At 64.4% G+C, this 18,885-nt stretch carries 14 protein-coding genes; 12 read left to right on the top strand and 2 right to left on the bottom strand.

From position 1 onward, the window contains the following. Nucleotides 1-11: 11 nt before the first annotated feature. Entirely contained in the window at nt 12-884 is an 873-nt protein-coding gene (locus DBR47_RS02610) for a DUF924 family protein (protein WP_124446544.1), read from the top strand. Here DBR47_RS02610 and DBR47_RS02605 read toward each other — a convergent pair. Further along, complete coding sequence (locus tag DBR47_RS02605) at nt 881-2,608, bottom strand: long-chain fatty acid--CoA ligase (RefSeq protein WP_124446542.1); 1,728 nt, start codon at nt 2,606-2,608, stop codon at nt 881-883. The two genes, DBR47_RS02610 and DBR47_RS02605, sit on opposite strands and share 4 nt — an antisense overlap. Before the next feature lie 300 nt (nt 2,609-2,908). Here DBR47_RS02605 and argG point away from each other — a divergent pair, with 300 nt between their 5' ends. From argG to DBR47_RS02590, 3 genes are read left to right on the top strand one after another with little or no spacing between them, the layout of a single operon-like run. Further along, nucleotides 2,909-4,249, top strand: coding sequence for an argininosuccinate synthase (argG, locus tag DBR47_RS02600; RefSeq protein WP_124446540.1), 1,341 nt, complete (start codon nt 2,909-2,911; stop codon nt 4,247-4,249). Further along, nucleotides 4,249-4,821 (top strand): molybdopterin-dependent oxidoreductase, encoded by a 573-nt coding sequence (locus tag DBR47_RS02595; protein ID WP_124446538.1) that lies wholly within the window; start codon nt 4,249-4,251, stop codon nt 4,819-4,821. The genes argG and DBR47_RS02595 overlap by 1 nt, the downstream gene beginning before the upstream one ends. A 31-nt stretch (nt 4,822-4,852) precedes the next feature. Further along, nucleotides 4,853-7,114, top strand: coding sequence for an ATP-binding protein (locus DBR47_RS02590; RefSeq protein ID WP_124446536.1), 2,262 nt, complete (start codon nt 4,853-4,855; stop codon nt 7,112-7,114). 4 nt (nt 7,115-7,118) lie between these two features. On the opposite strand, the gene murB is transcribed toward DBR47_RS02590, so the two are convergent. Beyond that, the gene (gene murB, locus DBR47_RS02585; RefSeq protein WP_124446997.1) at nt 7,119-8,147 is read right to left on the bottom strand and encodes a UDP-N-acetylmuramate dehydrogenase; all 1,029 of its coding nucleotides are present in this window, start codon (nt 8,145-8,147) and stop codon (nt 7,119-7,121) included. Nucleotides 8,148-8,279: 132 nt separating this feature from the next. Here murB and DBR47_RS02580 point away from each other — a divergent pair, with 132 nt between their 5' ends. The 8 genes from DBR47_RS02580 (at nt 8,280) to DBR47_RS02545 (ending at nt 18,883) form a co-directional block, all read left to right on the top strand. Beyond that, nucleotides 8,280-8,774, top strand: coding sequence for a YajQ family cyclic di-GMP-binding protein (locus tag DBR47_RS02580; RefSeq protein WP_124446534.1), 495 nt, complete (start codon nt 8,280-8,282; stop codon nt 8,772-8,774). A gap of 3 nt (nt 8,775-8,777) precedes the next feature. Continuing rightward, nucleotides 8,778-9,491: a TIGR02281 family clan AA aspartic protease gene (locus tag DBR47_RS02575; RefSeq protein WP_124446532.1), complete on the top strand. Its 714-nt coding sequence runs from the start codon at nt 8,778-8,780 to the stop codon at nt 9,489-9,491. A 122-nt stretch (nt 9,492-9,613) separates the two neighbouring features. After that, a complete protein-coding gene (prsT, locus tag DBR47_RS02570; RefSeq protein ID WP_124446531.1) occupies nt 9,614-12,439 on the top strand; it encodes an XrtA/PEP-CTERM system TPR-repeat protein PrsT in 2,826 nt (941 codons plus the stop codon). A 163-nt stretch (nt 12,440-12,602) separates the two neighbouring features. Continuing rightward, nucleotides 12,603-13,424: a PEP-CTERM sorting domain-containing protein gene (locus DBR47_RS02565; RefSeq protein WP_197046825.1), complete on the top strand. Its 822-nt coding sequence runs from the start codon at nt 12,603-12,605 to the stop codon at nt 13,422-13,424. Nucleotides 13,425-13,616: 192 nt separating this feature from the next. Beyond that, on the top strand, nt 13,617-14,795 hold the full coding sequence (locus tag DBR47_RS02560) for an acyl-CoA dehydrogenase family protein (RefSeq protein ID WP_124446526.1): 1,179 nt from the start codon (nt 13,617-13,619) through the stop codon (nt 14,793-14,795). 17 nt (nt 14,796-14,812) lie between these two features. Then, nucleotides 14,813-15,940 (top strand): acyl-CoA dehydrogenase family protein, encoded by a 1,128-nt coding sequence (locus DBR47_RS02555; protein ID WP_124446524.1) that lies wholly within the window; start codon nt 14,813-14,815, stop codon nt 15,938-15,940. Nucleotides 15,941-15,971: 31 nt separating this feature from the next. Beyond that, nucleotides 15,972-16,757, top strand: a complete 786-nt coding sequence (locus tag DBR47_RS02550; protein WP_124446522.1) for a pseudouridine synthase — start codon at nt 15,972-15,974, stop codon at nt 16,755-16,757. Nucleotides 16,758-17,038: 281 nt separating this feature from the next. Further along, entirely contained in the window at nt 17,039-18,883 is a 1,845-nt protein-coding gene (locus DBR47_RS02545; RefSeq protein WP_197046824.1) for a response regulator, read from the top strand. Nucleotides 18,884-18,885 lie beyond the last annotated feature (2 nt).

The following is an 18,885-nucleotide window of genomic DNA, read 5'->3' as shown; positions in this document are numbered from 1 at the left end:
GAAAGCCCCGCATGAACGACGAGCCGCAGATTCAGCACAGCCGCAGCGCCGAGGGGCGCGGCCGTTTCCACGCCTTGGTGGATGGCCACCCCATCGAGCTGGACTATCTCCAGCGCGGCGATCAGATCGACTTCCACCACACCGGTGTAGATCCGGCCTTGCAAGGCCGCGGCTTGGCCGCCAAGCTGGTCGAGCACGGCTTGCAATGGCTGGCCGGCCAGGACGGCTGGCAGCTGCGGCCCAGTTGCAGCTATGTGGCGGCCTATCTGAAGCGCCAGCCACGCTGGCAGCGTTTGACACTGCCGCGCCCGGCCCAGCAGGTACTCAACTACTGGTTTGGCGCCATGGGCAGCGCCGAGGAAGGCCAGATTCGCGCCCTCTGGTTCACCAAGAGCGAGAGCACCGATGCCGAGATTGGCCAGCGCTTCGGTGATTTGATCGACAGCGCCCTGAGCGGCGGCTTGCAGGACTGGCGAGCCAGCGCCCTTGGACGCCTGGCCCGCATCGTGGTGCTAGACCAATTCACCCGCAACCACTTCCGTGGCCAGGCGCGGAGCTTTGCCGGCGACCCACAGGCCCTCAGCGAAGCCCTGGCACTCTTGGACGACAGCGCCGCATTTGCCGGCCTGCAGCCCTTGCAACAGTGGTTTGCCTTGATGCCCCTGGAGCATGCCGAAAACCCCGCGCTGCAAGCACGTTGCGTGCAGGAGTTCGAGGCCCTGGCAAGACTTGACCCCCGCCTGGAAGGCGCGCTGGACTATGCCCGCAAGCACCAGGTCGTGGTCGAGCGCTTTGGCCGCTTCCCGCATCGCAACGCCATCCTCGGCCGGCCCTCCACGGCCGAGGAAGAAGCCTTTCTCGCCGGGCCGAATTCGAGCTTTTAGTTTTCTTCTTTTTCCTGCAGCAAGCGCCACATCACCTTGCCCGAGCCGGACTTGGGCAGGGCCTCCACGAACTGCACAAGCTTGGGCGCCTTGTACATGGCCATGTGCTCGCGCGCCCAATCAATGATGTCTTGCTCGCTGGTCTGGCCCTTGGCCTCGGCCCGCAGCACCACGATGGCCTTGACCGTCTCGCCACGGTAGGCATCCTTGGCCGCGATGATGCACGCCTCCTGCACCGCCGGGTGCTTGTAGAGCAGCATTTCCACCTCCGAGGGCCATACCTTGTAGCCGCTGGCATTGATCATGCGTTTGAGCCGGTCGGTGATGAAGAAGTAGCCCTCCTCGTCCATGCGGCCCAGATCGCCGGTGCGGAAGAAGGCCTTGCCCTCGATCTGCACAAACGCCGCCTCGGTGGCTGCCGGCTGGCGCCAATAGCCCTTGAAGACCATGGGGCCGTGGGTGATGATTTCACCCACCTCGCCGATGGGCAGTTCCTGCAAAGTCGTCGGGTCAACGATGCGCGAATCCACGCCGAAGATAGGAATGCCCAAGCATTGCAGCTTGGCCCGCTCCGGCGGGTTGCCGTGCGAGGGTGCGGCCGTCTCGGTCAGGCCGTAGCCCTCGGCAAAGGTCAGGCCAAACTCCTGCAGCAAACGCTCGGCCACGGCCTGTGGCATGGCCGCCCCGCCGCCGCTGAGATAAATCAGGCTGGACAGATCAAAAGACTTGTAATTCGGGCTGCCGAAAAGGTCGATGATCATGGTGGGTACGCAGGTCCAGTGCGTCACCCGGTAGCGTGAGATCAGGCGGCCGGCCAGCTCGCGGTCCCAGCGCGGCATGATGACCATGGTCATGCCTTGGTAGATAGGGCCCAGCACCCCGTACAACATGCCGGTGATGTGGAACATGGGCACCACGGCCAGGCCGGTGGACTCGGGCGAGGCATAGCCCCACAGGCCACCGCCGCAGGCATTGGCCATCAGCGTGGCATTGCTGTGCATGCAGCCCTTGGGCAGGCCGGTAGTGCCCGAGGTATAGGGCAGCAAGGCCAGATCATCGGGGCCCGCTGTGTGGGCGCCCAGGGGCAGATCCTGACTCAGGGCCTCGGTCCAGCGGCTCAGATAAGCGGCCTCGGGCAGCTGCGGATCGGCCTGCAGAAACTGGGCCAAGGCCTCGGGCACGCCCAGCGCCGGGTCCAGCCCTTGCGAGGGCAGACTTTCCGCATAACGCGTTACCAACACGGCATTGAGGCGCTGCGCCGCCGGCAAAGCCTCGTTGGCCGCCACCACGATGCCGGCCAGCTCGGCGCTGCACAGCACGACCTTGGTCTCGGGGTCGCTGATGTAGTGGCCGAACTCCTCGGCGCGATTCATGGGGTTGACCGGCACCAGCACCGCATTGGCACGGTTGACCGCATAAAAACCCACGATGTATTGCGGGCAGTTCTGCATGAACAAGGCGACGCGATCGCCCGCGCCCACACCCTGGGCCTGCAGCCAGGCGGCGAGGCGCTCGGCCTGGGCCTTGAGCTCGGCATAGCTGATGGTTTGGCCGCAGAAAATGGTCGCCGCCTTGTCGGGATAGCGCGCGGCCGCCACCTCCAGATTGAACCAGAGCGAGGTGCGAGGGATCTCCAGCCGACGCGGCAGGCGCCGCGGCCAATGGCTGCGCTGGGCGATGGATTGAGGGGAAAGAGCGGCGTCAGGCCTTGGGCTTGCATCCATCAAATCGATCTCCGAGTCTTGAAGCAGGGGTTGAACTTGAGGTGGCCATTCTTGGGCCGGCCCACCCGCTGCCAAGCATTCTGGTTGGCGCCCTTGCACAAGCCCTGTCGCTCAAGCGACAAAGCAGGGCCTTCCCCAGGGCAGAAAAACACCGTGGACCGACATCCGGGCCCGGAAATTCATCCAAAACCGCAATCCTGGACGCTTGCTTGGCCACCCGCCGCGGGGAGAAGGCAAATTTGCCTGAAAATGCGCTCAGAGCTTTCCCGCATTTACGTTTCATTCAGACTGATCCTGCCCATGTCCACCATTCTTCAGCACATCCCCGCCGGCCAGAAGGTCGGTATCGCGTTCTCCGGCGGCCTCGACACCAGCGCGGCCTTGCACTGGATGCGCAACAAGGGCGCCATCCCCTACGCCTACACCGCCAATCTGGGTCAGCCCGATGAGCCGGACTATGACGAGATCCCCCGCAAAGCCATGCAGTACGGCGCCGAGAAGGCGGTGCTGGTGGACTGCCGCGCCCAGTTGGTGAACGAGGGCATTGCCGCCTTGCAAAGCGGTGCCTTCCACATCAGCACCGCCGGTGTGACCTACTTCAACACCACGCCCATCGGCCGCGCCGTGACCGGCACCATGCTGGTGGCCGCGATGAAGGAGGACGATGTCAATATCTGGGGCGACGGTTCGACCTTCAAGGGCAATGACATCGAGCGCTTCTACCGCTACGGCCTGCTGACCAACCCGGCGCTGAAGATTTACAAGCCCTGGCTGGACCAGCAATTCATCGACGAGCTGGGCGGCCGCGCCGAGATGTCGGCCTATATGACCAAGGCCGGCTTCGGCTACAAGATGTCGGCCGAGAAGGCCTATTCCACCGACTCCAATCTGCTGGGCGCCACACACGAGGCCAAGGACCTGGAAAGCCTGGCTTCGGGCATCAAGATCGTCAACCCCATCATGGGCGTGGCCTTCTGGCGTGAGGACGTGGTGGTCAAGCCCGAGGAAGTCACCGTGCGCTTCGAAGAAGGCCAACCCGTCGCCCTCAATGGCGTGGAGTACAGCGACCCGGTCGCCCTGCTGCTGGAAGCCAACCGCATCGGCGGCCGCCACGGCCTGGGCATGAGCGATCAGATCGAGAACCGCATCATCGAGGCCAAGAGCCGCGGCATTTACGAGGCCCCCGGCCTGGCCCTGCTCTTCATCGCCTACGAGCGCCTGGTCACCGGCATCCACAACGAAGACACCATCGAGCAATACCGCGAAAGCGGCCGCAAACTCGGCCGCCTGCTCTACCAAGGCCGCTGGTTCGACCCCCAAGCCATCATGCTGCGCGAAGCCGCCCAGCGCTGGGTGGCGCGCGCCGTCACCGGAGAGGTCACGCTGGAGCTGCGCCGTGGCAATGACTACTCCTTGCTGGACACCCGCTCGCCCAATCTGACCTACAGCCCCGAGCGCCTGTCCATGGAAAAAGTGGAAGACGCGCCCTTCTCGCCGCAGGACCGCATCGGCCAGCTGACCATGCGCAATCTGGACATCAAGGACACGCGCCAAAAGCTGACGACCTACTCCCAGGTCGGCCTGCTGTCGGCGGGCTCGGCCAGCAGCCTGCCCCAGCTCAAGCGCGACGGCGGCAACTGATGCCACGGGCAGCGCCGGGCCTGCACTCGCTGGCCTGCCTGAGCCTGCTCGGCCTGGCCCAGCTCGCGCAGGCGCAGCCGGGATCGACGCCGGCCTCCCAGGCCGCTGCATCGGACCCGGCCCGGGCTGCCGCCAGCCCCATGCCTGCGCGCCGCGTGGTCCTGAGCATCAGCGGCCGTCTGCTGCAAAACGGCCTGCCCGGCGGCCCCGCCCTGCTGGACCAAGACCAGCTCGCGGCCCTGCCCCAACACAGCTTCGTCACCAAAACCCCTTGGTACCCCAAGCCGCACAAATTCACCGGCCCCTTGCTGCGTGATGTGTTGGCCGCCGTGGGCGCCCAGGGCGAGACGGTGGAGGCCCTGGCCCTGAACGACTACAAGGTCAGCATCCCCATGGAAGACATCGCCAAGCATCCGGTGCTGCTGGCGCGTCTGATGGACGATCAGCCCATGCCGGTGCGCGACAAAGGCCCGCTCTTCGTGCTCTACCCCTTTGATGCCGACCCCAGCTTTCGTTCCGCGCTGTACTACAGCCGCTCCGTCTGGCAGCTCAAAGCCCTGATCGTCAAATAGGCCCCAGGGATCGCGCCCGCCTTTTCAGACCATGGTTTCCGCCTCCTTCCTCAGGCGCCGCAGCTGGACCCTGCCGCTGAGCGCCATCACCCTGGCCCTGATCATCACCTTTGGCGGCGTGGCGATGCTGCAGCATCGCCAGACCGAGCTGCTCAACGCCACCAATCGCTACGAGGACGACTACCTGGCCTGGAGCTTGTTCCAGCTGGAGGCCGAGTATCTGAAGCTGCGCCTGTCGCTGCAGCAGGCCGTGGACCCTAAGAGCACGGTGGATGCCGAGCAGGTCGAACAGCGCTTCGAGATTTTCGTCAGCCGGGTCAATCTGATCGAGAGCGAACATGCGGCCAAGATTCTGCAGGCCAGCCCCGACTACCTCAGCACGCTGGCGCGCAGCAAGCAGTTTGTGCAATGGGCCGATGCCCTGCCGCTGACGGCCCAGACCGTGCGCGAACACCCCGAGAAAATGCGCGCCGCCATCGAGCGTATGGACGGCATGGCCGAGGCCATACGCAGCCTCTCGGTGACCGTCTCGCATCATGTCGCGGCGCAGACGGTGGAACGCAATGAGTTGGTGCGTCGCCAGGCCCGGCTCAGCATCGCCCTGACCCTGCTGCAATGCACGCTGACGCTAGGCCTGGGCCTGGTCGTGATGCGCCAGTTCGGCCGCCTGACCCGCTACGGCCAGGCCCAGGAAGAACAGGCCGAGGTGCTACGCCAAGCCCGCCACGAGGCCGAGGCCGGCAGCCGCGCCAAAAGCGTGTTCTTGGCCAATATGAGCCATGAGTTGCGCACCCCCATGCATGGCCTGCTGGGCATGTTGAGCCTGCTCAAGGACACCCCGCTGAGCCCGAGCCAGCAAGACCAGCTGCGCGCCGCGGAGGACTCCGGCCGCCACCTGCTGACGGTGCTCAACGACATTCTGGATGTCTCCAAGATGGAGGCCGGCGCCATCACCGTGCAGCTGGAGCCGGTGCAGCTCAGCCGACTGCTGGCCGAGCTGCAAGAGCTGAGCTGGCCGGCCGCCCAGGCCAAGGGCCTGGACCTGCGCGTGGACCGCGAGCCCGGCCTGCCCGACTGGATCGCGGCCGACCCCACCCGGCTGCGCCAGATCCTGCTCAATCTGCTCAGCAATGCGATCAAGTTCTCGGAGCGCGGCCGAATCAGCCTGCGCCTGAGTCGCCAAGCGGATGGCCAGGGTCGCGCCCTGCTGCGCTGCGAGGTCAGCGACACCGGTCTGGGCATGGACGCCGCCACCCAGGCCAAGCTGTTCCAGCGCTTCAGCCAGGGTGATGCCAGCAGCTCGCGCCGCTTTGGCGGGGCCGGACTGGGGCTGGAGATCTCGCGCAATTTGGCCCGTCTGATGGGGGGCGACATCACCGTTTGCAGCGAACCCGGCCTGGGCTCCACCTTCACCCTGGAGCTGCCGCTGGAGGAGCGCTTGCCAGCCCCGGCCAGTGCCGACGAGGCCTTCCCGCCCGGCCCTGCGGGCTTGCCCAAGCAAGCCCGGCCGCTGCGGATTCTTGTCTCCGAAGATCACGCCACCAACCGCGCGTTTTTGCAGGCGGTGCTAGACAAGCTGGGCCATCAAGCCCGCTTCTGTGAGAACGGCTTCGAGGCCTTGCAAGCCCTCAAGGCCCAGGACTTTGATCTGGTGCTGATGGACTTGCACACGCCGGTGATGGACGGCTTTCAAGCCACCCAGGCCATACGCGCCCTGCCCGCACCCAAGTCCGCCACGCCCATCTTCGCACTCTCGGCCGATGCGTTTGAAGACTCGCGCCAACGCGCCCTGGACCTGGGCATGAACGACTTTCTGGCCAAACCGGTCAGCGTGGACATGCTCAGCCAGCGCCTGCAAGCCTTTGCGGCCCAGTTGCCCGGCGAGGGGCAGCCCGCCAGCGCGCAGGCCCAAACCGAACCGACCCAGAGCGACTGGAATGAGCAGACGCTGCAAGACCTGCAGCAATTGCTGCCCGCGCCGGCCCTGGCCCAGCTCTACCGCAGTTTTGCGCAAAGCCTGCAAGAGGCCAGGCCACGGCTGGCGCTGGCCCTGAGCCGACATGAGGCCGAAGCCTTGCGCAGCGAGGCGCACAGCATCAAGGGTGCGGCGGCTAATTTAGGCGTCTTGGCCCTGGCCGAGCGCGCCAAGTTCCTAGAGCAAGGCCTGCGCCAACGCGCCGGTCAAGCCTCCACCCCGCCCGATTGGGCCTGGTGCGAAAGCCATACCGCCGCCCTGCTGGACGCCATGGATCAAGCCTTGCGGCAATGTCGCGAGCGCGGCCTGCTGAGCTGAGCAGTCAGAGCAGAACGGGCTCCGGCTCCAGGCGGATACCGAAGCGGCCGTAGACGCTTTCTTGAATGGCGCGCGCCAGGGTCACCACCTCGGCACCGCGGGCTTCGCCGCGATTGACCAGCACCAAGGCCTGCTTTTCGTAGACGGCCGCACCGCCCACCGCCTTGCCCTTCCAGCCGCAGGCGTCGATCATCCAACCCGCCGCCAGTTTGATCTGACCGTCATCCATCAGATAGTGCACGATGGCGGGGTCGCGGCCGATGATGTCCCGGCATTGCTCGGGGCTCACCACCGGGTTCTTGAAGAAGCTGCCGGCATTGCCGATCACCAGGGGATCGGGCAGCTTGGCGCGGCGGATCGCACAAACCCAGTCGAAGATCTGCCGGGAGCTCGGCGCCGTGATGCCGGTCTCGGCCATCTTGCGTTCCAGCTCCAGATATCCCAGCACCGGTTTCCACACTTTGGGCAGCGCAAAGCGCACCCGGGTGATCACGCTCTTGCCCGCCAAACCCCCAAAGCCCGTGTGTTTGAACACGCTGTCGCGGTAGCCGAACTTGCACACGCCAGCAGGCAGCACGACCGCGCGGCCGCTCACCAGGTCCACCACCTCCACGCTGTCCACCCGGTCCTGCACCTCCAGGCCGTAGGCACCGATGTTCTGCACCGGCGCGGCACCCACGGTGCCAGGGATCAGGGCCAGGTTCTCCAGGCCGCCAAAACCCTGCTCCACCGTCCACTGCACCAGATCGTGCCAAGCCACGCCCGCGCCTGCCTCGATAATCCATGCATTGGCGCGTTCCTCCAGCAGGCGGATGCCGGGGATCTCCATCTTCAGCACCACCGCCTCGACATCCTGGGTCAGCACGATATTGCTGCCCCCGCCGAGCACGAATTTGGGCGCACGCCCAAGTTCGGGATGGTCCACCACCCGACGTACATCGGCGACTTCGCGGATGCGCACCAGGCGGCGGGCTGTTGCCGGCAGGCCGAAGGTGTTAAAAGGCTTCAGATTGACGTCTCGCTCGATGCTCAGGCCCACGGCCGGCGTCGGCAGTGCTGGCGACGAAGAGGTCTTTTCAGGGGTACGCGCTGTTTCATCCATGGCAGAATTTTCCCAGATCAAGGGGCGGTTCTGCCTCTCAACTCAACACAAGACGTAATAAACATGCCTAGCTTTGACATCAGCCTCGAACCCGATATGGTCAAGATCAAGAACGGCGTCGACACCAGCGCCAAGGAGATCGGCACCCGTTTTGACTTCAAAGGCACCAGCGCCAGCGTGGAGCTGAAGGAAAAAGAGAAAGAAATCCATGCCATCGGCGACAGCGACTTCCAGCTGGAGCAGATCGAGGCCGTGGTCTACGGCAAGCTGACCAAGCAAAGCGTGGTGATCAGCTTCCTGGACAAGCAAGAAAAGGTCGAGAAGATGGGGGGCGACAAGGTGCGCCAGGTCTACAAGATCAAGAACGGCATCGAAGCACCCCTGGCCAAGAAGATCGTGGCCGCGGTGAAGGAAAGCAAGCTCAAGGTGCAGGCCTCCATCCAGGGCGACACCGTGCGTTGCACCGGCAAGAATCGCGACGATTTGCAAGTCGCCATCAATGCCTTGAAGAAAGACTTCGCGGATACTCCGCTGAGCTACGGCAACTTCCGGGACTAAACCATGCAGCCTGCGGCCCGCCCCAAGACTCAGCACAACAGGGTTCGAGCACTTGGATGGGCCCTGGGGCTGACAGCCTTGCTGGGCGGCCAATGCCCATCCCAGGCCCAGCCTGCGCCCAGTGGCGGCCCGGTGATCAGCTTCAACGGCAGCCTGGGCTCCAAGGCCGCCCTGCTGCTGATCGACGGCGAGGCCAAGACCGTGCCGGTAGGCGAGAGCGTCAAGGGCGTGCGCCTGCTCTCACTCAGCGAAGATCGAGCCGTGATTGAGAGCGGCGGGCGCCGCCAGACCCTGGTTTTGGGCGCATCTCCCGGCCGGGTCGGTGACGGCGCCGCGGCCAGCAATAGCGGCCGGCAAATCGTACTCAGCTCCGGCCCCGGTGGGCATTTCGTCACCCTGGGCTCCATCAATGGCAAGAGCACCCAGTTCATGGTAGACACCGGTGCCACCGTCATCTCCATCAGCCAGATCGAGGCTGAACGCATGAGTCTCAAGTACCTGGAGGGGCGGCGCATCCTGACGCAAACCGCCAACGGCGTGGTGCCCGCCCATCTGGTGTCGCTGAACAGCGTGCGCATCGCCGATGTGGAGGTGCGCAATGTGGAAGCCATCGTCACCCCCGGCCAGATGAACTATGTCCTGCTGGGCAATAGCTTTCTGTCGCGCTTTCAGATGAAACGGGACAACGAGGTGCTGACCCTGGATCTGCGTTACTGAGCCCCAAAGCGGTGACGGCAGCCCCCTCGCTTGAGGGGAGCTTGCAACAAGTGCATGAACAAAATCACCCGGCTTGGGGCTTTGCCCGTGGCAAGTTGTAAAGACTTGTCGATACTGCGGGAATGACAGCCTCGACCTCGCCCACCCTCACTCCTGCCCTGCGGCCTCTGGCCCTGGCCACCCTGTTATGCCTTGGCTTGAGCGCCGCCCAAGCCAGCCCCGAGAAGGCCGCCAAGTTCTACGAAGACGCCCAGCAGCGCTTTGAGAAAGGCGACCTCAGTGGCGCCAGCATCCAGCTGAAAAACAGCATTCAGGAAGACAACAAGATGCTGGCGGCCCATTTGCTGCTGGGCAAGGTCTTGTTCAAGAACGGCGAACTCAAGGGCGCGGAGGCTGCCTTCGAGGAAGCGATTCGCCAAGGCGTCAGCCGCAGCGAGTTGGCCATCCCAATGGCCCAGCTCTATCTGCAACTGGGCGACCGCAAAAAGCTGCTGGACCAGATCAACACCACCGGCTTAGGCCCCGCCCAACAGGCCGAGGTGCTGACCCTGCGCGGCACCGCCTATGCCCTGAGTGGCAACAACACCCTGGCCGCCAAGAGCTTTGCCGATGCCAAGGCGATCGACCCGCGCTCCGCCGCCCCGCTGATGGCGGAGGCGCAAATGCTCTTGCGCGCCGGTGAACGCGACAAGGCGCGCGCGACCGCCCAGCGCGCCACCGAGTTGGCGCCCGACAACGGCCTGACCTGGTACACCCTGGCCACCATCTTGCAGGCCACGCAAGACATCAAGGGTGCGCTGGCGGCCCAGGAGAAAGCACTGGCCATCAACCCCAAGCAAGTCGACGCCCGCGTCTCCCACGCGGCCCTGCTGCTGAGCCTGGGGCGACAAAAAGAGGCAGAAGACGATTTGGCCTTGCTGGCCGCGGCCAAGCAGGCCGACCCGCGTGCCTCCTATATGCGGGCAATTTTGGCCGCCAAACGCGGCGACGAAGCGGCGGCGAAAAAGTCCTATGCCGAGACGGTCAATATGATCGATCCGATGCCGCCCGGCCTGCTGATCGCCAACGAGCCCCTGCTGATGGCCGGCGCCCTGTCCAACAACGCCCTGGGCAACCGCGAGAAGGCGCGCGGCTATCTGGAAACGCTGATCGGCCAGAACCCCCGCCACTACGCCGCCCAGGTCTTGATGGCCTCCATCCTGCTGGATACCCGCGACTACGGCAAAGCCCAGCCCATGCTGGAGAACCTGCAGCGCGCCAATCCCGAGGACACCCAGGTGATGTATTTGCTGGGTTCGGTCCATCTGGCCCGCAAGCATTACCAGCAGGCCACCGAGATGTTCGAGCGCGCCGCCCAGCGTTCGGGCGCCAACGCCAGCGACGCCTTGCGTGAGCTTGGCTTCAGCCAGCTAGGCATGGGACAGGACAAGCTGGGCCAGGGCAATCTTGAAAAAGCCTTTGCCGCCAACCCCGGCGATGCCCGCGCCGGCGTGCAGCTGGCGATGATTTACGCCCGCCAGGGCCAAAGTGCCCGTGCCTTGCAAACCGCCCAGGCCATCGTCAAGCTGGACCCGAACAATCTGACCATGCTCAACTTTCTGGGCAATATCAAGGGCCGCTCCGGCGACAAGCTTGGCGCCCGCGAGGCCTTCACCCAGGTCCTGGCCAAGGACCCCGCCTTCCGACCCGCCGGCATCAATCTGAGCTGGCTGGACATCGAGGAAAAGCGCTTCGACGAAGCCCGTGTGCGCCTCAAGCAGATGCTGGGCCGGGTCAAGGACGACCCAGACGTCTTGTTCGAGCTGGGCATTCTGGAGCTGCGCGCCGGCCGCAATGCCGAGGCCATGCTGAACTGGCAGCGCGCCGACGAGGTGCAGCGCGCCGACCCGCGCCCCGGTCTGTCCATCATCGATCTGCTGTCCAGCCAGAAGCAATTTGACAAGGCCTTGGAAGCCGCCAAGCTGCTGGCGGGCAAGCACCCGGGCAAGCTGCCGGTGCAACTGGCCCTGGGCCGCGCCTATCTGGCCGTGGGAGACGCTACCAATGCGCGCCTGTCTTTCCAGGACGCGACCAAGCTGGCCGAGTTCGATCCCGAGAAGCAAATCCTGATCGGCCGCATGCAATTGCAGGCCGGCAACCCGGATGGCGCCGCCTACAACGTGCAAAAAGCCTTGCAAGCCCGGCCGGACGATCAGGCTGCCCTGGTCCTGCAGGTCGAGGTGGAGGCACGCCGGAGCGACAACGCCAAGCTGGACGCCGCACTCAAAACCCTCAGCAGCAAATACCCCGGCAGCCAGGCCACGCTGATGACGGTGGCCAATGTCGCCATGCTGCGCGGCCAACTGCCCCTGGCGCAGAGCAATTACCGCGCGGCCATGGACAAATCGCCCAATACCGGCACGGCCATCTTGCTGGTGCGCGCCCAGATCGCCGCTGGCGACACCGACAAAGCCCTGGTCTTTTTGGAAGACTGGGCCAAGAAACAACCGGACGATCGGCTCCTGCTCAAGGCCTTGGCCGAGGTGCAGTTGCAGGCCGGCAAGAACGAGGCCGCGCGCAAGAGCTACACCAAGCTCCTGAGTCTGGAGCCCGACGATCCCAGCATCCTGAGCGGCTACGCGTCCTTGCTGCAGCGCCTTGGAGACCCAGGCGCTGCGGCCATGGCAGAAAAAGCCCTCAAGCTGGCCCCTGGCAACCCGGATCTGACCGATTTGCTGGGCTGGATCCTGGTCAAGTCCGGCAATCTGGATGCGGGCCTGCGCCATCTGCGCGAGGCCAGGCTGCGCAGCCCCGGCAATGGCGAGATTCGCTTCCACCTGGCCTATGCCCTGGCCAAGTCCGGCCGCAAGGCCGAAGCCAAAGAGGAATTGAGTGCCGCCCTGAATGCCAGCAACCGGGTTCCAGCCAGCCCCGAGTTGGCGCAGCTCAAAGCCGAGCTGGGGGTTTGAGCCCCCGATCCAGGGGACAGGTCGGCACAGGCTTGCGCCGTTTGCAACAAGCCGGCATCTGCCCCCCCGGGTCGCGGGGTTGTTGCAAACCACCCCACTGTTAACCTCAGTTCCAGCTTTAAAAGCGACGTTCAACGGTCAGCAACACAGGACAAGATTCAATATGAACATCAGCGCACGGATTTCCAGCAAAGTCGGTCAACTGACGGTTCTTGCCGCGCTGGCCGCTGTGGGCAGCGCTCATGCAGCCAACACCAGCTTGACCACCAACAACGTCAAGCAGTCCACCGCAGTGAACACCGAGTTCGGCGGCTCTACCGCCACCGCGGCAAACACGACGGCCGGTGCCTTCCAGGTGGTGGACAACACCAACACCGCTTTCTGGGTTTATTGCCTGGACCCCCTCACCGTCTACCAGTCCTCCGCCACCTACTCGACGGCATCGCTGAGCGACTTCATGACCCTGGGTGGCACCAACAGCAGCTACAACCAGCTGTTCACCAAGACGGCTTATGTGAATGTGAACGCAGCGCATGTGGGTGCCGCCAATGCCTACACGGCGCAGAACACCACCACAGTGCTGAATAAGCTGACCTCGCTGTACTCCCACGCTTACGCAGACAGCCTGACCAGCAGCACCAAGTCGGCCGCCTTTCAGTACGCCATTTGGGAAATCGAGGGCGACGCCAGCTACTCCAGCACCGCGGGTGGCCTGAAGACTGCCACCACCGGCGCCTTCAAGACCCAAGTCGATGCCTATCTGACCGCTCTGACCACCAATAACTGGGCCTCGGTCGGTGGCCTGAACCTCAGCACCGTCACCAACTACACCTACACCGCTTATGCCTCCAACCCCCTGGGTGGTTCGCAAAGCTTTCTGCGTGTGAGCCCCGGCGCCACCGTGCCGGAGCCAGGCTCCATCGCCCTGGTCAGCCTGGCTTTGTTCGGCGTGGCTTACACCCGCCGCCCCAAGTCCAGCAAGTAAAGCAGTCGCCAAGGCAGGGCTTGCCCCTGCGTTCAGCCTCGCGGCTCTTAAAAGACGGCCCTCATACGGGGGCCGTTTTTTTTCGCCCTGGCCAAGCAAAGCCACTGCTTGTCTCTGCCGAGACAGATAAAAAAGCACGTGCGTGCTAAAAATCAAAGCCAAGACCGCCAGCACACTTTTCGGAGACTCGTCATGGATTTGAACTTCACGCCCGAGGAGCAGGCCTTTCGCGCCGAGATCCGCGCCTGGGTCGCCGCCCATCTGCCGGCAGACATCAGCCACAAGGTTCACAACGCCCTGCGCCTGAACAAGGACGATCTGCAGCGCTGGGCCAAGATACTGGGCGCCAAGGGCTGGCATGGCTGGGCTTGGCCCAAGCAGTTTGGCGGCCCGGGCTGGAACGCGATCCAGCGCCATCTGTTTGAAGAAGAATGCGCCATGGCCGGCGCGCCCCGCATCGTGCCTTTTGGCCCGGTGATGGTGGCCCCCGTCATCATGGCTTTTGGCTCGCGCGAGCAGCAAGAGCGCCATCTGCCCGGCATCATGAGCGGCGAGGTCTGGTGGAGCCAGGGCTATAGCGAACCGAGTTCGGGCTCGGACCTGGCCTCGGTCAAAACCCGCGCCGAACGCCAGGGCGACAAATTCATCGTCAACGGCCAGAAGACCTGGACCACTCTGGGCCAGTACGGCGACTGGATCTTCTGCCTGGTACGCACCGACAGCACGGGCAAGCCGCAAACCGGCATTTCCTTTCTGCTGATCGATATGAAGTCGCCCGGGGTGACGGTGCGGCCCATCATCATGCTGGACGGCGAGCATGAGGTGAACGAGGTGTTTTTCGACAATGTCGAGGTGCCCGTCGAGAACCTGGTGGGCGAGGAAAACAAGGGCTGGACCTATGCCAAATACCTGCTGGCTCATGAGCGCACAAACATCGCCGATGTGAACCGCGCCAAGCGCGAGTTGGAGCGGCTCAAGCGCATTGCCAAGCTCGAAGGCCTGTGGGAAGACACACGCTTCCGCGACCAAATCGCCCTGCTGGAGGTGGACATCGTGGCGCTGGAGATGATGGTGTTGCGGGTGCTGTCCGCCGAGAAGAGCGGCAAGCAATCGCTGGATGTAGCGGGCCTCTTGAAGATACGCGGCAGCGAGATCCAGCAGCGCTACACCGAATTGCTGATGCAGGCCGGCGGCCCCTTCAGCCTGCCCTTCATCCATGAAGCCATGGAAGCGGGCTGGCAGGGCGACCATGTCGGTGCCGCCCATTGCGCGCCCCTGGCCAGCCACTATTTCAACTACCGCAAGACCACCATTTACGGCGGCTCCAACGAAGTTCAACGCAATATCGTCGCGCAGACGGTGCTCGGCTGAGGCCAGGAGACAAGATCATGGATTTTGATTTCAGCGAAGACCAAGAATCCCTGCGCGAGGCCGTGCGCCGCTGGGTTGAAAAAGACTACACGTTTGAGCGCCGCCAGGCCATTGTGCGCAGCGGCGGCTTCAGCCGCGAGGCCTGGGACGGTTTGCTAGGCCTGGGCCTGGGCGGCCTGCTGGTGCCGGAAGAACAAGGTGGCCTCGGCTTTGGCGCCGTCGACGCCATGGTGGTGATGGAAGAGCTTGGCCGCGGCCTGGTGATGGAACCCTATGCCCAGGCGGGGCTGATCGCGCCCCTGCTCCTTCAACAAGCCAGCGCCGAGTTGCAAGCGGCTTGGTTGCCACGCCTCGCCGGTGGCGAGGCCCTGATCGTGCAGGCGCAGCAGGAGCGCGGGGCGCGCTACCGCCTGAACCAGGTCACGACAAGGCTTGAGGACGGTAAGCTCAAGGGCCAAAAAAGCCTGGTGCCTGCAGGCGATGTGGCCGATGCCTTCATTGTGCCGGTGCGGGTGAGCGGCGCGGAAAGCGAGGCCCAAGGCATCGCCCTCTATCTGGTGGAGCGCAAGACCTCTGGCGTGAGCACCCGCGCCTACAGCCTGCAAGACGGCTCGCGCGCGGCCGATCTGATCCTGGACGGCGCCAGCGCCACCTTGTTGGCAGGGCCTGAGCAAGGCCTGGCCCTGCTGGAGTTGGCGCAAGACGTGGGCATCGCCGCACTCTGCGCCGAAGGCGTGGGCGCGATGGAAGCGCTTTTGCGCATCACCGCCGACTACCTCAACACCCGCAAGCAGTTCGGCGTGCTGATCAGCAGCTTCCAGGCCCTGCGCCATCGCATGGCCGATGTGAAGATGCAGCTGGAGCTGGCTCGGTCCATGAGCTACTACGCCACCCTCAAGCTGGGCGAGCCCGCCGAGGCTAGACGTTTGGCCTTGTCGCAAGCCAAGCTGCAGCTGTGCAACTCCCTGCGCTATGTGGGCCAGCAATGCACCCAGCTGCATGGCGGCATCGGCGTCACAGACGAGTACATCAGCAGCCATTACTTCAAACGACTGACGGTGATGAGCTTGCAGTTCGGCGATGACTTGCATCATCTGGATCAGGTCAGCAAAGGGATGCAAGACACGGCGGGCGTGTTCGCCTAAAGACAGGCTGAGGGACAATAGGCGCATGAAAATGCGTTTGTCCCAAATTTTGTTCTCCCAGGGCTTCGGCACCCGCCGCCTCTGCGCGGGCCTGATCTACAACGGCGAGGTCAGCGTGGCCGGGGAGATCATCGAAGATCCCGAGCAAGAATTCGAATGCGAGGGCTTCAGCTTCGAGGTCAGCGGCAAGACCTGGCCCTTCTTTGAGAAGGCGCTGATTCTGCTGAACAAGCCCACTGGCTATGAATGCTCGCGCAAGCCCAAGCATCACCCCAGCGTGATGAATCTGCTGCCCGCGCCCCTGCGCGAGCGCGATGTGCAGCCCATCGGCCGCCTGGACGAGGACACCACCGGCTTGCTGCTGCTGACGGACGACGGCGCCCTGATCCACAAGCTCACCAGCCCCAAGCATCATGTGCCCAAGGTTTACGAGGCCCAGTGCAAGCACCCGGTGACGCCCGAGATGGTGGCCCAGTTGCTGGCCGGCGTGGAGTTGCGCGAACCCGAGCCCAAGGTGGAAGCCGCCGGCGCTTTTGGCCACAAGTCTGCTGGCCGCCCCAAACCCACGAATACCGAGCCCAAGCCGGCCTACAAGCCCGAGATCGCCAAGGCGGAAGGTGCCGAAGCCTTTGGCAGCCACGGCCTGCGCCTGACCCTGATCGAGGGCAAGTACCACCAGGTCAAGCGCATGGTGGCGGCGGTCGGCAACCGGGTCGAAAGCCTGCACCGGCCCCGCTTCGGTGCCCTGGAATTGCCCAGCGATCTCAAGCCCGGCGAGTGGATCTGGGTGGCCAGCCCCAAGCTGATTTCACCCTGATTTGACCCGTGCCTAGGGTTTGACCTAGGACAAGTCCACGCGGGTTTTCCCTTGAAACTGCGGCGCCCACGCTACGAAGCAGGGTTGGCCCCGGGTGATTCGTCACATTGTCCGTGTAAAACCTCGCCCTTGAGAGGGGTGGGCGCTGCGCCATAGATGCAGCCCCAGCGCCAATGTGAGTCGGGCTAGAGCCTGACCGAGTCGTCGAGGGGAAATCAATGGTGGCTGTGCCTTTCCAAGGTACGGGAAGTGAGGAGCTATGCCCGGACATCAGCGCAAGCGTGAAGTCCGAGCAGCTGGCGGCCTTGTTCGGCCGCACCTTCACGCCCAGCCTTGCCGGACTCTTGTTCAGCGTCATCCCTGTGGCCTTGCTCTGGGCCCATTTGCCTCGGCTGCTGCTGCTGAGCTGGCTGGGCTTGCGGGGTCTGATCGTGGCGATCCGCTGCCTCACCGCCGCCCGTTTTCAGAGACAGCGGCAAAGTCCCCAGGGCCTGGCCCAGCAAGATCGCTGGCAGCGCCGCTACTACAGCTTATTGGCCCTGGACGCCCTCAGCTGGGGCGCGATGGGCGTCGCCTTCCATATCGAGGGCCTGCCCGAGCTCAACGGCATCATCCTGGCCACGCTGGTGGGTGTGATGGCCATCAGCCTGTTCTCCCTGAGCAATAGCTTCAAGGCCAATCTGCTGTTCTCCAGCCTGACACTGGCGCCCCTGGTGCTGCAGCAGCTGAGCCTGGGCAGCCAAACCGGTGCCTTGATCAGCCTGGGCCTGCTGAGCTTCTTTGCCCTGGCCTTGAGCGAGGCCCGCAAGATGGAGGCCCGCACCACCGAGCTGCTGCGCCACCAGTTTGCCAATGCCTGGGTGGCCGAGCAGCGCCAGCTGGCCCTGCAGTCGGCCGAGCATTCCAGCACCAGCAAGAGCCGCTTTGTGGCGGTGATGAGCCATGAGATCCGCACGCCGCTGAACGGCATTCTGGGCATGACCCAATTGCTGGAGCGCTCCGAGCTGGACCTGCAGCAACGCGAGCAGATCAACATCATGCGCCGCTCCGGCCAGCATCTGCTGGCCCTGGTCAACGACATCCTGGACCTGGCCCGTATCGAATCCGGCAAGCTGGCGGTGGATACCGGCCCGGTCAGCATCCGCGAAACGGTGGACGATGTCTGTCAGCTGCTGTCGCAAACCGCGCACGACAAAGGCCTGGGCTTTGAGCTCACCCTGAGCCCGGCCCTGCCCCCTTATGCCCTGGGCGACGCCTCCCGCATCAAGCAGGTGCTGCACAACCTGATCGGCAACGCCATCAAGTTCACCGACAAAGGTCTGGTCAGCGTGGAGGTGGGCACCACCCTCGATATGCGGGCCGGCAGCCTCCTGCGCTTTGCCGTGCGTGACAGCGGCGAGGGCATTCCCGCCGATCAGCTGGAGCGTGTCTTCGCCCCCTTCGAACAAGCCCAGGATCTGCGCCGCAACGCGGGCCCCAGGCGCCAGGATGGTACGGGCCTGGGCCTGACCATCTCCCGCGAGCTGGCCCGCGCCATGGGCGGCGATCTGCGTTGCAGCTCGGTGCCCGGCCAGGGCTCGCTGTTTGAGTTCACCCTGCCCCTGCGGAGCTGCCCACCACAAGCCCTGCCCGCCGGCCAAGCGGCGGCCCTGCAGGACTTGGCCGAGGCCATCACCGAAGCCAGCCCGGAGGCACCCAAGGCCAAGCGCAAGCTCAAGAACATGCCCAGCCTCTCGGGCCGGGTGCTGCTGGTGGACGATAGCGCCGTCAATGTGCTGGTGGCCTCGTCCATGTTGCAGCATTGCGGGCTGCAGGTCGATCAGGCCGAGAACGGCGTCGACGCACTGGAGCGACTGGAGGCCCAGGCCTACGATCTGGTGCTGATGGACTGCCAGATGCCACGCATGGACGGCTTCGAGGCCACCCGTCGTTGGCGTGTTCAAGAGCGCAACAACTTCCTCGGCCATGTGCCCATCGTGGCCCTGACCGCCAGCGCGGTGAACGGTGACCGCGAGCGCTGCATCCAAGCCGGCATGGACGACTACCTGGTCAAACCTTTCGAGATGGACGATTTGCTGGCCGTGGTGCAACGCTACCTCCAGGTCCCCGAGCTAGGCAAGCTCTGAAC

Origin of the sequence: Paucibacter sp. KBW04, assembly GCF_003852425.1 — a bacterium.
In the GTDB taxonomy this organism is placed as follows: domain Bacteria; phylum Pseudomonadota; class Gammaproteobacteria; order Burkholderiales; family Burkholderiaceae_C; genus Paucibacter_A.
Note: the sequence above shows the minus strand (reverse complement) of the source record. Positions and strands in the feature narration are given on the sequence as shown.

Coding starts and splice junctions, on each gene's coding strand:
- DBR47_RS02610 (WP_124446544.1), top strand. CDS start 12: ATGAACGACGAGCCGCAGATTCAGCACAGCCGCAGCGCCGAGGGGCGC.
- DBR47_RS02605 (WP_124446542.1), bottom strand. CDS start 2,608: ATGGATGCAAGCCCAAGGCCTGACGCCGCTCTTTCCCCTCAATCCATC.
- argG (WP_124446540.1), top strand. CDS start 2,909: ATGTCCACCATTCTTCAGCACATCCCCGCCGGCCAGAAGGTCGGTATC.
- DBR47_RS02595 (WP_124446538.1), top strand. CDS start 4,249: ATGCCACGGGCAGCGCCGGGCCTGCACTCGCTGGCCTGCCTGAGCCTG.
- DBR47_RS02590 (WP_124446536.1), top strand. CDS start 4,853: ATGGTTTCCGCCTCCTTCCTCAGGCGCCGCAGCTGGACCCTGCCGCTG.
- DBR47_RS02580 (WP_124446534.1), top strand. CDS start 8,280: ATGCCTAGCTTTGACATCAGCCTCGAACCCGATATGGTCAAGATCAAG.
- DBR47_RS02575 (WP_124446532.1), top strand. CDS start 8,778: ATGCAGCCTGCGGCCCGCCCCAAGACTCAGCACAACAGGGTTCGAGCA.
- prsT (WP_124446531.1), top strand. CDS start 9,614: ATGACAGCCTCGACCTCGCCCACCCTCACTCCTGCCCTGCGGCCTCTG.
- DBR47_RS02565 (WP_197046825.1), top strand. CDS start 12,603: ATGAACATCAGCGCACGGATTTCCAGCAAAGTCGGTCAACTGACGGTT.
- DBR47_RS02560 (WP_124446526.1), top strand. CDS start 13,617: ATGGATTTGAACTTCACGCCCGAGGAGCAGGCCTTTCGCGCCGAGATC.
- DBR47_RS02555 (WP_124446524.1), top strand. CDS start 14,813: ATGGATTTTGATTTCAGCGAAGACCAAGAATCCCTGCGCGAGGCCGTG.
- DBR47_RS02550 (WP_124446522.1), top strand. CDS start 15,972: ATGCGTTTGTCCCAAATTTTGTTCTCCCAGGGCTTCGGCACCCGCCGC.